At 51.1% G+C, this 14,617-nt stretch carries 15 protein-coding genes; all 15 read left to right on the forward strand.

The genetic code is table 11. The features are described 5' to 3' along the window. The 15 genes from lepA to ppk1 all read left to right on the forward strand — a co-directional run bounded on the left by lepA (nt 1) and on the right by ppk1 (nt 14,616). A complete protein-coding gene (lepA, locus tag B3355_RS02735; protein WP_019883131.1) occupies nt 1-1,794 on the forward strand; it encodes a translation elongation factor 4 in 1,794 nt (597 codons plus the stop codon). 36 nt (nt 1,795-1,830) lie between these two features. Then, nucleotides 1,831-2,646 (forward strand): signal peptidase I, encoded by an 816-nt coding sequence (gene lepB / locus B3355_RS02740; RefSeq protein WP_019883129.1) that lies wholly within the window; start codon nt 1,831-1,833, stop codon nt 2,644-2,646. 49 nt (nt 2,647-2,695) lie between these two features. Next, nucleotides 2,696-3,049 carry a DUF4845 domain-containing protein gene (locus tag B3355_RS02745; protein WP_019883128.1) on the forward strand — a complete coding sequence of 118 codons (354 nt, stop codon included), beginning with the start codon at nt 2,696-2,698 and terminating at the stop codon, nt 3,047-3,049. A 22-nt stretch (nt 3,050-3,071) separates the two neighbouring features. Then, nucleotides 3,072-3,743: a ribonuclease III gene (gene rnc, locus B3355_RS02750; RefSeq protein ID WP_024930803.1), complete on the forward strand. Its 672-nt coding sequence runs from the start codon at nt 3,072-3,074 to the stop codon at nt 3,741-3,743. Beyond that, nucleotides 3,740-4,645, forward strand: coding sequence for a GTPase Era (gene era, locus B3355_RS02755; RefSeq protein WP_292779959.1), 906 nt, complete (start codon nt 3,740-3,742; stop codon nt 4,643-4,645). Before rnc ends, era begins: the two co-directional genes overlap by 4 nt. A gap of 28 nt (nt 4,646-4,673) precedes the next feature. Further along, entirely contained in the window at nt 4,674-5,426 is a 753-nt protein-coding gene (gene recO / locus B3355_RS02760; protein ID WP_292779961.1) for a DNA repair protein RecO, read from the forward strand. Between the two features lie 264 nt (nt 5,427-5,690). Beyond that, nucleotides 5,691-6,419: a pyridoxine 5'-phosphate synthase gene (gene pdxJ / locus B3355_RS02765; RefSeq protein ID WP_292779963.1), complete on the forward strand. Its 729-nt coding sequence runs from the start codon at nt 5,691-5,693 to the stop codon at nt 6,417-6,419. A gap of 31 nt (nt 6,420-6,450) precedes the next feature. Continuing rightward, nucleotides 6,451-6,840, forward strand: a complete 390-nt coding sequence (acpS, locus tag B3355_RS02770) for a holo-ACP synthase (RefSeq protein WP_047516830.1) — start codon at nt 6,451-6,453, stop codon at nt 6,838-6,840. After that, a complete protein-coding gene (locus B3355_RS02775) occupies nt 6,837-7,622 on the forward strand; it encodes a tRNA threonylcarbamoyladenosine dehydratase (protein ID WP_292779966.1) in 786 nt (261 codons plus the stop codon). Before acpS ends, B3355_RS02775 begins: the two co-directional genes overlap by 4 nt. A gap of 251 nt (nt 7,623-7,873) precedes the next feature. Further along, complete coding sequence (locus B3355_RS02780) at nt 7,874-8,851, forward strand: class 1 fructose-bisphosphatase (RefSeq protein WP_292779968.1); 978 nt, start codon at nt 7,874-7,876, stop codon at nt 8,849-8,851. 12 nt (nt 8,852-8,863) lie between these two features. Further along, entirely contained in the window at nt 8,864-9,898 is a 1,035-nt protein-coding gene (gene fba / locus B3355_RS02785) for a class II fructose-bisphosphate aldolase (protein ID WP_019883118.1), read from the forward strand. A gap of 79 nt (nt 9,899-9,977) precedes the next feature. Then, entirely contained in the window at nt 9,978-10,808 is an 831-nt protein-coding gene (tpiA, locus tag B3355_RS02790) for a triose-phosphate isomerase (RefSeq protein ID WP_024930810.1), read from the forward strand. Then, nucleotides 10,805-10,966 (forward strand): DUF2256 domain-containing protein, encoded by a 162-nt coding sequence (locus B3355_RS02795; protein WP_292779971.1) that lies wholly within the window; start codon nt 10,805-10,807, stop codon nt 10,964-10,966. The genes tpiA and B3355_RS02795 overlap by 4 nt, the downstream gene beginning before the upstream one ends. After that, entirely contained in the window at nt 10,963-12,507 is a 1,545-nt protein-coding gene (locus B3355_RS02800) for a cryptochrome/photolyase family protein (protein WP_292779973.1), read from the forward strand. Before B3355_RS02795 ends, B3355_RS02800 begins: the two co-directional genes overlap by 4 nt. A gap of 66 nt (nt 12,508-12,573) precedes the next feature. Continuing rightward, entirely contained in the window at nt 12,574-14,616 is a 2,043-nt protein-coding gene (gene ppk1 / locus B3355_RS02805; protein WP_019883111.1) for a polyphosphate kinase 1, read from the forward strand. Nucleotide 14,617: the final 1 nt, after the last annotated feature.

The following is a 14,617-nucleotide window of genomic DNA, read 5'->3' on the forward strand; positions in this document are numbered from 1 at the left end:
ATGAAAAATATTCGTAATTTTTCGATCATTGCCCACATTGACCACGGCAAATCGACACTGGCAGACCGCATTATTCAATTATGCGGTGGCCTGGAGGCGCGCGAAATGGAAGCGCAAGTGCTCGATAGCATGGACATCGAACGTGAGCGTGGCATTACTATCAAGGCGCAAACCGCAGCCTTGCAATACAAAGCCAATAACGGTGAAATTTATCAGCTCAACCTGATTGATACCCCCGGTCACGTCGACTTTAGCTACGAAGTGAGTCGCTCGCTGTCTGCCTGTGAGGGCGCGTTGCTGGTGGTAGATGCCTCGCAAGGCGTAGAGGCGCAAAGTGTGGCCAACTGCTACACCGCGATTGATCTGGGTGTCGAAGTGACGCCTATCCTCAACAAGATTGACTTGCCCTCTGCGGACCCGGCGCGTGTCTCGCAAGAAATTGAAGATGTCATCGGCGTCGATGCGACGGATGCCGTGCGTTGTTCGGCCAAAACAGGCGAAGGCGTGCGCGATGTGCTGGAAGAAGTTGTCGCCAAGGTGCCACCGCCAGTCGGTGATATTGATGCACCGTTGAAAGCGCTGGTGATTGACGCCTGGTTTGATAACTATGTGGGCGTAGTCATGCTGGTACGCGTGGTGGATGGTTCGTTGAAGGCCAAGGAAAAGATCCGCCTGATGGCAACTGGCGCTGAGTATTTGTGTGAACAAGTGGGTGTGTTTACGCCAAAATCGGTACAGCGCACGCAATTAAGCGCCGGTGAAGTGGGCTTTATTATCGCGGGCATTAAAGAGCTGGCAGCAGCCAAAGTTGGTGACACGGTAACCTTAGCTGGCAAGCCTGCAGCAGCGCCATTGCCTGGCTTTAAAGAAGTGAAGCCACAGGTGTTTGCGGGTTTGTATCCGGTGGAGTCCAACCAGTTTGAATCCTTGCGTACCGCACTGGAAAAACTGAGTTTGAATGACTCCAGCTTGCAGTTTGAGCCGGAAAACTCAACTGCGCTGGGTTTTGGCTTCCGTTGCGGCTTTTTGGGTTTGCTGCATATGGAGATCGTACAGGAGCGCCTGGAGCGCGAGTACGACATGGATTTGATTACCACTGCGCCTACAGTGATTTATGAGCTGTTACTGAGAAGTGGTGAAGTAGTACAAATCGAAAACCCGTCACGCTTACCTGAGCCTTCCCGGGTTGAAGAAATTCGTGAGCCCATGATTGTGGTGAACTTGCTGATGCCACAAGACTATGTGGGCCCAGTGATGACCTTGTGTAATAACAAGCGCGGTATCCAGCGCAATATGCAATACATGGGCCGCCAGGTCATGTTGAGCTACGAGATGCCGTTGAATGAGGTGGTGCTGGATTTCTTTGATAAGCTGAAGTCAGTCTCACGTGGCTATGCCTCCATGGACTACGAGTTTCTTGAGTTCCGTGCTGCGGACCTGGTCAAGCTGGATATTATGGTCAACGGCGAGCGTGTCGATGCATTAAGCCTGATTGTGCACCGCGCCAATAGCTTGTATCGCGGCCGTGAACTGGTGTCTAAAATGCGCGAATTGATACCACGCCAGATGTTTGATATTGCGATTCAGGCGTCGATTGGTGCCAACATTATTGCGCGTGAAACGGTGAAGGCCATGCGTAAAAATGTGATTGCCAAATGTTATGGTGGTGATATCACGCGTAAGCGCAAGTTGCTGGAAAAACAAAAAGAAGGTAAAAAGCGTATGAAGCAGGTGGGTAACGTGGAAATTCCACAAGAAGCCTTCCTTGCCATCTTGCGTGTAGAAGATAAATAGTCACTTTTAGTGCAATAGCTTACTCAGGAAACAAGCATGTATTTTGCAATCTTTATGTTGGTGATTTTGCTGGTCTCAGGCGTGATCTGGCTGCTGGATATTCTGGTCTTGCGCAAACAACGCCAGGCGGGTGCATTGGGCGATGTCGCCGACCCATGGTATGTGGAATACAGTAAAAGCTTTTTCCCGGTAATCTTGCTGGTATTTATGGTGCGTTCGTTTGTGGTCGAGCCATTCAAGATTCCATCCGGTTCCATGATGCCAACCCTGCTGGCAGGCGATTACATCCTGGTCAACAAATTCACTTACGGTTTGCGCGTGCCTATTATCAATAACGTGTTTTACCCGGTGAGTCTGCCCAAGCGTGGTGATGTATTTGTGTTTCATTACCCGCCTGACACTTCGATTGACTACATCAAGCGTGTAGTGGGTTTGCCAGGCGACAAAATCCAGTATCGCGACAAGCAGTTAACAATTAATGGCAAAGTGATTAATCTTGATTTTGTGCAACCATATCAATATGCACTCAATGTGAATGACGAAAGCGGCAATGCGCGCGCGGTGGATGTGACTGCGTCACGCTTGAGCGAGCAGTTGGGCGACGTCAAGCATGATGTGTTGATTCATGACATCATGAACCAGTATAGCCCTGGTAGCGCGGGTGACCGCCTGATGCAGGGAGAAACAATTACTGTGCCGGCAGGTGAGTATTTCGCCATGGGCGATAACCGTGATAACAGCTCAGATAGCCGCGTGTGGGGCTTTGTCGCAGAAAAACATCTGGTCGGCCGCGCATTCTTTATCTGGTTTAATTTTGACCAATGGCGCCGTATCGGGCAAAGTATTGGTTAGGGGCACGGCGAGCCGTGTGGAAAAAGACATCTTCTTGAGGGATAGCACAATGAATGACTCAAAGAGCGCTCACCAACACGGCATCGGTTTGATCGGCTTTTTGCTGATTCTGACCGCATTTGGCATCCTGGGCACGGTAGCCCTCAAGGCCTTGCCTGCTTACATGGAGTACTATTCTATCCAGGCCACGGTGAACCGCATTGCGCACGATCCTTTATTGCAAAATGACAGCGATGTGCGCACTGCGTTTGATCGCCAGATGCAGGTGGACAGTATCCATGACGTGACTGGTCGCGATTTGGACATCAGCGGTGGCGTTGTGGCCATGCGCTACCAGAAAAAGATTGCACTGACAGATACCATGACCTTGTTGATCGACTTTGATGCTGCCAGCAAACCTTAATGGCTGGCTTGATCGCACTTAAATGAACGCATTCCCGGTATTACAAACCAGAATTAGCTACAGCTTTACGCAGCCTGCCTTACTGCAACAAGCGCTTACTCACCGCAGTTTTTCTGCCACCAATAACGAGCGTCTGGAGTTTTTAGGCGATAGCGTGCTCAACTTTATTATTGCGCACCAGTTGTTTAATTTATTTCCAAATTTGCCCGAGGGTGATTTAAGCCGTTTGCGCGCAAAGCTGGTGCGCGAGGCCAGCCTGGCTGAAATTGCGGCCGACTTGCATTTGGGTGACGCACTCAAGTTAGGGGAGGGTGAGCTTAAAAGCGCCGGTTGGCGCCGCCCTTCGATTCTGGCTGATGCGCTGGAGGCGATTGTTGGTGCGGTTTACCTGGATGGCGGCTTTGAGGCTGCCCAGCAAGTGGTCGCATTGCTGTATCGCGACAAGCTGCAAACCATAGATCCCAAGGCGATTGATAAAGACGCCAAATCGCAATTACAAGAATATCTGCAAAGCAAGAAAATGGACCTGCCGGAGTATCAGGTAGTTTCTATTGAAGGCGAGGCGCATGCGCAAAGCTTCACCGTGCAGTGTTTTATTAAAAAACTTAAGCTGACCACCACCGGGGTGGGCACCAGCCGCCGTGTGGCGGAGCAACAAGCGGCCAAATTGGCCATGGACGAGATTCAATCATGACAGAAGACATTATCCCCGCTGCAGACGATTTTCGTTGTGGTACCGTTGCCATCGTTGGTCGCCCCAATGTCGGTAAATCCACACTGCTAAATCATATTTTAGGCATGAAGCTGGCGATTACTTCGCGTAAGGCGCAGACCACGCGCCATCGCCTGCTGGGCATTCATACCACAGACGATACCCAGTTCCTGTTTGTGGATACGCCTGGCTTTCAGCAAAAACATATCAACGCGCTCAATAAAACACTTAACAAAACCGTCACCCAGGTGTTGACCGAAGTCGACGTCGTGCTGTTTGTGATTGAGCCAATGAAATTGGGCGAAGCCGATGAAATCGTGCTCAAGCTGCTGCCAAAGAACAAACCGGTGTTGCTGGTCGTCAACAAGGCAGACCTGATGGGCGATAAAGGTAATTTATTGCCCTTGATTCAGGACTTTGACCTGCTGTTTGATTTCGCAGGCATTATTCCGGTCAGTGCCAAAAAGAGCCTGTATCTGGATGAATTACTATCCGCAGTGCGCGAGCATTTGCCTGAGCAGCCAGCGATGTATGCCGAGGATGAGCTCACCGATAAAAATGAGCGCTTTCTGGCGGCCGAACTGGTCCGTGAAAAAATCTTCCGCTTGCTGGGTGACGAAGTGCCTTACTCGGTGACGGTAGAAATCGAAAAGTTTGAAACCGTCAAAAACCTGCGCCGTATTTTTGCCGCCATTATTGTCGATAAAGACAGCCAGAAGCCGATGATCATTGGTAAAGGTGGCGAAAAGCTCAAGCAAATTTCCACCGAAGCCCGTCAGGATATGGAAAAACTGTTCGGTTCCAAAGTCTACCTGGAAACCTGGGTCAAGGTGAAGGGCGGCTGGGCCGATGATGCGCGCGCATTGAAGAGCCTGGGTTTCTAGTAACACTTGATTCTACTGGCATCAACATATGGCAGTAAAACCTCCCGATTCCGGAAGCCACAAGCAATCCCAGCAGCCGGTTTTTATTCTTCACACCTATCCCTTTAAAGAAACCAGTCTCGTGGTTGAAATGTTCAGCCGCGACCTGGGGCGCATTGCGGCCGTGGCTAAAGGCGCACGGCGCCCACTCTCGGCCATGCGCGGCATGCTGCAATCTTTCCAGCAGTTGGCCGGTACCTGGTCAGGTAAAAACGAACTCAAAACGCTACATGAATTAGAGTGGATGACCGGCCTGACCCTCCTCAGGGGCGATGCCCTGATGTGTGGCTTTTACATGAATGAACTGCTATTGCGCCTGTTGCCGCGCGATGATGCCCATGCACAGTTGTTTGAATATTACGCACAAACCATACAGTTGCTTTCTACCTTGCAGCAAGATGCGAGCAATGGCCAGCTAGCCGAAATCCTGCGCCGGTTTGAGCTCAAGATGTTGCAGGAGCTCGGCTATGCTGTACCGCTCACGCATGACGAAAACGGTGAGATTATCCATGCGGATGAAACCTATCGCTTCGAAGCAGATTATGGTGCTTGCTCACCTTCAGCCACCAGAAATGGCTTGTTGATTCAGGGCGCTACCCTGCTGGAAATGTCGCGCGGCAATTATAGTCACGCGACGACACAGTCACAAAGCAAGCAATTGATGCGCTATTTGTTGCAGCATTATTTGGGCGAGAAGCCGTTGCATACCAGGCAGTTATTGGTGGATTTGCAGGGGTTTTAGTTTGTTTACGTGATGTATTCTTTTCGCCTCTAGGCGAGTCACTTTCTGGTGCTTGTCCCCCAGAAAGTAACCAAAGAGGAAGACACCCAGCCATCACGGCCTGCGGCTCCCTTGCGTTGCTNNAAAAGTAACTCGCCGAAAGGCGAAATCAAACATACTCCTAAGTACATAGATATCTATATCTTTCTATTTTTCGCATGATTAATTTGGTTTACCATAATCAACAGTTAAAATATTGTCATTCACCCAATTACAAAGAGAACTATGTTAAAACTAGGCGTCAATATTGACCACGTCGCAACGATTCGTCAGGCGCGTGGCACCAAATATCCAAGCGTTGTGCAGGCCGCACTGCGCGCTGAGCAGTCTGGTGCAGACAGCATTACCTTGCATTTGCGCGAAGATCGTCGCCATATGCAGGATGCGGATATTTTTGCTTTACGCCCTTTGCTGCAAACTAAAATGAACCTCGAATGTGCGGTCACTAGCGAGATGATCGATATCGCCATTCAGGTCAACCCGCAAGACGTTTGCCTGGTGCCTGAGCGCCGAGAGGAGCGCACGACCGAAGGCGGTTTGGATGTGCTCACACACTACGCCAAAGTGGAGCATGCGGTTAAAAAACTGTCTGATCAAGGCATACGTGTGTCACTGTTTATCGCGCCAGATATGGCGCAGATTGATGCGGCTGCCAAAATGGGCGCGCCGGTGATTGAGTTGCATACCGGTACCTTTGCCGATGCTGATACAGAAAAAGATCAGTTGGATGAACTGGAGAAAATCGACGCCGCGCTCAAACATGCGAAAGCGGCGGGTCTGGTAGTGAATGCCGGTCATGGCTTGCATTATCACAATGTGCATCATATTGCGCGCCTGCCAGGCTTTGAGGAACTCAATATTGGTCATGCCATTGTGGCGCATGCCCTGTTTGTGGGGTGGGATAATGCGGTGCGTGAAATGAAGGCACTGATGAAAGAGTTTTCACCAAAATGATGCGACTAAACCCGTATTGTCAGGAGTATCGATGATTTACGGCATAGGCACAGATATTGTCGAAGTTGAGCGGATCGAGGCGTCACTCGATCAGTTCGGTGACAGCTTTGCCAAACGTATTCTGGCACCTAGTGAGTGGTCTGATTATGAAGCGAGTAAACTCAAGGCACGTTTTCTTGCTAAACGCTTTGCCGCAAAAGAAGCTTTTGCCAAGGCGATAGGTACCGGCATTCGCGGCGATGTCAGCTTTCAGAATATTGCAGTCACCCACGATGCGCTAGGTCGTCCCTTGTTGCAACTGTCATCAACACTGCAGGCCTTTCTCAAACAACACCATATTTATCAATCGCATATCAGCATCAGTGATGAAAAAAACCTGGCACTGGCTTATGTCGTGCTGGAAACGACCCAAACAGCATGACAGCCGATCAGTTAGTGGATAGCCAGCGCCGTTTTAGCGGCGTGCGTCGCTTATATGGCGAGCAGGGTTTGATCAATTTGCAGCAAGCGCATGTGCTGGTCATTGGCATTGGTGGTGTGGGGTCGTGGACAGTAGAAGCCCTGGCGCGCAATGCGGTGGGCAAGTTGACCTTGGTGGATCTGGATAATATTGCCGAGTCGAACATAAACCGCCAGATTCATGCGCTGGAGGATACGCTGGGCAAGGCCAAAGTGACGGCCATGCGTGAGCGCATTGCGGCGATTAATCCATTGTGTGACGTGCTTGAAGTTGAGGATTTTGTGACACCTGAAAACCTCAAGATTCTCTTGGCCGATCAGCCGGATATGGTGGTCGATTGTATGGATGATACCAAGGCCAAAATCGCTCTGGCGGCCTATTGCAAGCAGCAGCAATTGCCGTTGGTGATGGTCGGTAGTGCAGGTGGCAAGCTGGATGCGACGCGTATACGCCTGGCTGACCTGGCGCATGTGCAGGGCGATCGCATGCTGGCGAAGGTCCGCAACCAGTTACGTCGGGATCATGGTTTCCCCAAGGCTTCTGATCACAAGAAATCGGCCAAATTCGGCATTGTTGCCGTGTACTCAGATGAGCCAGTCGAGCGACCTGAAGAGGCTTGTGAAACATCGACAGCAGGACTGACAGGCCTCAACTGCGCAGGTTACGGTTCCAGTATTTGCGTGACGGCCACCGCTGGTTTTGTGGCGGCACAACAGGCCATTGGGCAATTGATCGCGCGTTAACACTCGCAGTTTGTCAGCGCCCGTTTGGCTCAGCGCTAGCCAATCAGGTTGAACAATGTGGGAATAGCAGCGTCTACTTTAAAAAGTCAGGCATAAACATTGCATGTTTGCAGGCATCAATCGCACGGAGGTCGTCCGTACTTACTTTAAATACGCTAGTTTTCAGCCTGTCATCATGACTTCAAGCCCTGGCGCTATCAGTTACAGTGTCATATGGCCCAAGTACGCTTAATCCATCAAAGGTGATTGCCATGCAATTGGATGTGTTTTTAAAGAAGGTTTCTGTCAACCATGCCTTGAATGTGCTGATCTGGCATATTGCCGAGGCGGGGATTGAAATTGCTGCGCTGATCAAGCAAGGGGCATTGGAAGGGGTCACGGAAAAAATGACCAGTACCAATGTGCAAGGCGAAACACAGATGCAGCTGGACATTCGTAGCCACGAGGTGGCCGCGGCACACCTGCGCGCTTCGGCAGTGGTGGCTGGCGTATTGTCAGAAGAAGTAGATGCGCCGGTCTTGTTTGAAACGCTGGATGCACCATTTCTGGTTAGTATGGATCCTCTGGATGGCTCTTCTAACCTGGCGATTAATGGCGTCGTCGGCAGTATTTTCTCGGTCATTCCTAATATCAGCGTGGCCACGCTGGGTGATCAGGCTTTTTTGCAGCCAGGACAGGATCAGCGTGCCGCGGCCTATATCATGTATGGCCCGGCTACCTTGCTGGTACTCACCATTGGCCAGGGCACACATGTGTTTACGCTGGATCAGCACAGTCAGTCATTTGTATTAACGCAACAAACCGTGCAGATTGGTGAGGAAACCTCAGAGTTTGCCATTAACGCCAGCAATCAGCGCTATTGGCAACCCGGGGTACAGCGCTATATTAGTGAATGCCTGCAAGGCAGTGAGGGGCCGCGTGGGCGTGACTTTAATATGCGCTGGTGTGCCAGTATGGTGATGGATGTACACCGTATTCTGACGCGCGGTGGCGTGTTTCTGTATCCGCGCGATAGCAAGCAGCCGGTCAAAGCGGGCCGCTTAAGATTATTGTATGAGGCTAATCCCATGAGTTTGCTGGTGACACAGGCTGGTGGGGCAAGCATAGACGGGCTGGAAGATGTGCTGGCCCTTCAGCCGACGGCATGTCATCAGCGTGTGCCAGTATTGTTAGGCGCTAAACAGGAAATCCAGCGCTTGCGTGATTACCATCAGCAAGCTTCACAATAAAAGGAGTATGACATGGCATTGATTTCGCTCAGGCAACTACTCGACCACGCCGCAGAACACAGCTATGGCCTGCCTGCATTTAATATTAACAATATGGAGCAGATTCTCTCCATTATGAAGGCGGCTGACGAAGTCGACAGTCCGGTCATTTTGCAAGCTTCGGCAGGGGCCCGCGGTTATGCCGGGGAGTCTTTTCTACGCAAAATGGTCGAGGCCGCGATTGAGCAATATCCGCATATTCCCATTTGCATGCATCAGGATCATGGCGCTTCGCCCAAGGTCTGCCAGATGGCCATTCGCAGTGGCTTCTCTAGTGTGATGATGGATGGCTCGCTTAAAGAAGATGGTAAAACGCCCGCGAGTTATGAATACAACGTTGAAGTGACGCGACGTGTGGTCGAGTTTGCGCATGCGGTCGGCGTGTCGGTTGAGGGCGAGCTGGGCGTGCTGGGCTCGCTGGAAACCGGCATGGCAGGCGAAGAGGATGGCGTTGGTGCCGAAGGTAAACTGGATGAGTCACAATTGCTGACTGATCCGGATGAAGCGGCTGCGTTTGTTGAAGCGACCAAAGTCGATGCACTGGCCATTGCCATTGGTACCAGCCATGGTGCTTATAAATTCACACGACCACCTTCAGACGATACGCTGTCGATTGAACGTATTCGCGAAATCCATGCCAAAATCCCTAACACGCATCTGGTGATGCATGGTTCGTCCAGTGTGCCGCAATCCTTGCTGGAACAAATTCGGCATTATGGTGGCAATATCAAGGAAACCTATGGTGTACCGGTGTCTCAGATTGTAGAAGGCATTAAAAATGGCGTGCGCAAGGTCAATATTGATACTGATATTCGCCTGGCGATGACGGCGGCGATTCGTGCCTATATGGTCGAGCATCCTGAGGAGTTCGATCCACGCAAATATTTCAAAGAAGCGACCACGGCAGCACAGCATTTGTGTAAAGAACGCTTTGAGGCCTTTGGTAGTGCCGGACAAGCGAGTAAGATAAAGGTAATTACACTGGAAAAAATGGCAGCCATTTACTAGCTGCATGACATGACCGTGAGTGAAATAGCCTAAAAAAAGCAATTATAAATTGAGGGGGCATGAGTAAAGGAATCCCATCATGCGAGAAAAATTAGTCATTGGTAACTGGAAGCTGCACGGCGGCTTGCTTGAAAATCAAGGCTTGCTGAACAGGCTCAAGCAAGAGTTGCACGACCTGGATGGCGTAGCGACAGCTGTGTGTTTACCTTATGTATACTTGTATCAGGCGCAAGACTTGCTGCAAGACTCCTCGATTGCCTGGGGTGCGCAAAACGTTAGCCAGTTTACTGAAGGCGCGTTTACCTCCTGCATTTCGGCCAAAATGGTGGCCGAGTTTGGTTGTAGCTATACCATTATCGGTCATTCTGAACGGCGTGCCCTCAAACTCGAAAGTAACCAGGTCGCCACCAAGCGTCTGCTTAATGCCTTGCACGCCGGGCTGACGCCTATTTTTTGCGTGGGCGAGACGCAGGATGAGCGCGATGGCAATATGGCCGAGCTCATTGTGCGCAACCAGATGCTGAACGTGGTGTATGGCCTCGATGATGAAGCCTTCGCACTGGCCAAAAAATTCAATATGGTCATCGCTTATGAGCCAGTATGGGCGATTGGCACTGGCGAGCACGCCACGCCTGAGCAGGCACAACGCATGCATGCATTTATCCGTATGATGATTGCCGAACGCGACCGCGAGTTTGCCGAGCAGATTCGTATTGTCTATGGCGGTAGTATGGCGCCTGAAAATGCGCACAGCTTACTCAGTATGCCGGATATTGACGGTGGCTTATTGGGCCGTGCTGCACTGGTTGCTGAAGATTTTGTTGATATCTGCAGAATCGCCAGCCGTTGCTACCAGCAAAAAACGGTGGTCCGTGAATCATCGGCAGCCATCCCCGTTTTTGAGGTATGACGGTTGCCTTTAAAGGCAACAAAAGTAGTCTGCCAACAAAACTCTGCCAGCAATGTGGCAAACCGATGACCTGGCGAAAAGCCTGGGCGAATAACTGGGATCAGGTTAAATATTGCTCTGAGCGTTGCCGTCGCGCATTGCAAAAACACACCATATGAGAAACCTGGTCATTATCCTCGGTGACCAGCTCACGCTGGATAACCCTGCCTTAGACCACTTTGATCCGACGCAAGACCTGATTGTGATGGCTGAAGTCATGCATGAAGCAAATCATGTATGGTCTCACCGACAGCGCATTACCTTGTTTTTATCTGCCATGCGCCACTTTGCAGAGAGGTTGCGGGCACAAGACTATCCATTGGCTTATTTTCAGCTAGACGCACATCCTTATCCTGATTTAGCGACCGTTTGGCAGACCGTATTGCAGCAGCATCAGCCACAGGCAATCAAGGTCTGCGAACCTGGTGATTGGCGCATCTGGCAGAGTCTGCAAGCGGTGGCTGACCAGCACGCGGTGCCTCTACATGTGCTGCAAGATACACATTTCATGAGTAGTATCGACCAGTTCCGGCGTTGGGCAGCCAAATACAGCGAAAAAAACACTTCTTTGCGGATGGAGTTTTTTTATCGTGGCATGCGTAAAAAATATCATATTCTTATGGACGGCGAGACGCCTGCAGGCGGCAGCTGGAACTTTGATCATGACAACCGTCAATCGCTGGGCAAGTTAGGTCCGCAAGCACTCTCACAGCCGCCTGTGTTTACGCCAGATGCCATCACGCAAGCAGTCATGGCTCTGGTGAATGAACGGTTTGCCGATCACCCAGGTGCGCTGGCGTCTTTTACCTGGCCAGTGACGCGTGAGCAAGCACTCACCTTGCTCACACATTTTGTCCAGGAAAAGTTAGCGCAGTTTGGCCCATATCAAGATGCCATGTGGCAAAACCAGCCATATTTGTGGCATTCCCTACTCGCTTCGGCCATGAATCTCAAGTTACTCAATCCGCGTGAAGTCATCGCCGCTGCCGAGCAGGCGTATGTTGATGGCCGCGCCTCATTAGCAAGTGTCGAAGGGTTTATTCGCCAGGTGTTGGGTTGGCGAGAGTTTGTGCGCGGTGTGTATTGGCTGGAAATGCCAACACTTAAATCGGCGAACTATTTCCAGCATGCACTGGATTTGCCAAACTGGTTCTGGACCGGGCAGACGCAGATGCAATGTTTATCGCAGTGTATAGGCCAAACCTTGCAAACTGGCTATGCACATCATATTCAACGCCTGATGGTGATCGGCTTGTTTTCGACACTGGCGCAACTGTCGCCGCAACAGGTCTCAGCATGGTTTTTGGCCGTTTACGTCGATGCCGTGGAATGGGTGGAGTTGCCCAATGTCGCTGGCATGGCGCTATATGCCAATGGGGGCCGCTTTACCAGCAAGCCCTATATCGCCAGTGGTGCCTATATTCAGCGCATGAGTAATTATTGTACGGGATGTCGGTATGATCCAAAACAAAAAACCGGTGATCGGGCTTGTCCACTCACAACACTTTACTGGGGTTTTTTAATCAGACACGAGGCTTTGCTGGCTGCGAATCCGCGTACACGTTTAATGGTCAAGCATATTGCCACCATGCCTGAAGAAGAGCGATTGGCGATTGCTGCATTTGCTGAGCAGCGATTGCAACAATTGGCAGACCTGTAATGCTTGCTCGTGTAATTTCACAAAACTGTCACAATAGACACTGGTTCAGTGGATACAATAATCGCCATGAAAAACACCACGCCCGCTCTGCTTGACAGAGATCTTAGCATTCTCAGTTTTAATGCCCGTGTACTGTCTTTGGCGCAACGAGAGGACTATCCCTTACTCGAGCGTTTGCGCTTTTTATGTATCGTTTCTAACAACCTCGATGAGTTCTTTGAAGTGCGCATGCCATTACAGATGGAGGCGTATCAGCAAGGCGTGACCAGTGGCCCGGTATCTGCCTCTACCTGCGAACAAGTCGCCACCATGGCACAGGCGCTGGTGGCGCAACAATATCAGTTGTTTAATGATGCACTGATGCCCGCCCTGGCGAAAGAAAGTGTGCACCTGGTGTCTGGCGGTGTGCGTACGCCGGAGCAAACCACCTGGGTTTCTAACTACTTCAAACGTGAAGTGCTGCCATTCCTGATGCCGGTATCGCTGGATCCGTCGCATCCTTTTCCGCAGGTGGCCAATAAGTCGCTGAATTTCATTGTGCGCATTGCCGTCGACGATGAGGAAAAAATTGCCATTGTACGTGTGCCGCGTGTGGTGCCCCGGCTGCTGCAATTGCCGCCGTCTATCAGCAAAGGCGAGCAATGCTTTGTGTCGTTGACCAGTATTATCCGCGCGAATCTGGAGGTGTTGTTTCAAGGCGCCAGTATCCTGCATTTCTCCCAGTTCCGTGTGACGCGTAATAGTGATCTTGAGGTGGATGAGGATGATGTGATCAACTTGCGCACGGCCTTGCGTGAAGAGCTTGCACATCGCCAATATGGTGAAGCGGTGCGCCTGGAAGTCACGCAGGAGTGTGATGACAGGCTTGCCGAGTTTTTACTCAAACAGTTTAATTTGCCGCCGCTCGCCCTTTACCGCGTCAACGGGCCGGTCAATCTGGGGCGTTTGATCCAGTTGCCAGATATGGCCAAGGGCGATCATCTCAAGTTCGTGCCTTTCCAGCCGCACTGGCCGCGACATATCAAACGCAATACCTCTTTGCTGGCCCAGATGCGTGAAAAAGATCTGCTGATTCACCAACCATATGAGAGCTTTGAAGTTGTCATCCAGCTACTGGAAGAAGCGGTCAAAGACGATCAGGTATTAGCCATCCGCATGACGATTTACCGCACAGGTGCAGATCCACGCATGTTGCGTTTGCTGCAGGAGGCGGTGCGTCGCGGTAAAGAAGTGCTGGTGGTGGTTGAGCTCAAAGCGCGCTTTGATGAAGAGGCAAATATTAACTGGGCCGAAGCACTGGAGTCGGTTGGCGCGCAAGTGGTGTATGGCGTCGTTGGTTTAAAAACCCATGCCAAGATGTTGTTGATCATGCGTCGCGAAGGTAAAAGCATTCATCGTTATGGCCATCTTTCTACCGGTAACTACAATCCAAAAACGACACGTCTATACACAGACTGGAGTATGTTAACCGCTGATGCCAACCTGACGCGCGAAATGGAAACGGTGTTTCGTCACCTGACCAGCGAGTTGCCGATTCCGGCCCTGAAGCATTTGCTGGTGGCGCCATTTACCCTGCAAAACAGCATGATCAAACAGCTGGAGAAAGCACAGCGTCTGGCCAAGCAAGGCAAACCGGCCAGGGTGATTGCCAAAATGAACGCCTTGACGGATGTGCCGCTGGTCGCCGCCTTAATGAAAGCAGCCAGCGCTGGGGTTGAGATTGATTTGATTGTGCGCGGTGCCTGCATATTACCGGTGGACTCACCAGCCGTGAAAGGCCGTATCCGCGTGCGTTCTATCGTCGGGCGTTTGCTCGAGCATTCGCGTGTGTTTTATTTTGAGCTGGATGGGCAAGTGCAGATGTGGTTATCCAGCGCGGACTGGATGAGCCGTAATATGATGCGGCGGGTAGAGCTGGCCTGGCCCATTAAAGATCCGGCCATGCAAAGCCGCATTTATCAGGAAAGCCTGCAGCTTTACCTGCAAGATAATAAGGATGCCTGGCAATTGGCAGAAAAAGGCCAATATGTGCCTGTCGCACAACAAGCGCTGGATGCCGAGCCGTTGTCTTGTCAGAACCTGTTATTGCAACAATATCATTCCATGTAGC

The sequence above is a fragment of the Methylophilus sp. UBA6697 genome, assembly GCF_002454655.1.
GTDB lineage: Bacteria > Pseudomonadota > Gammaproteobacteria > Burkholderiales > Methylophilaceae > Methylophilus.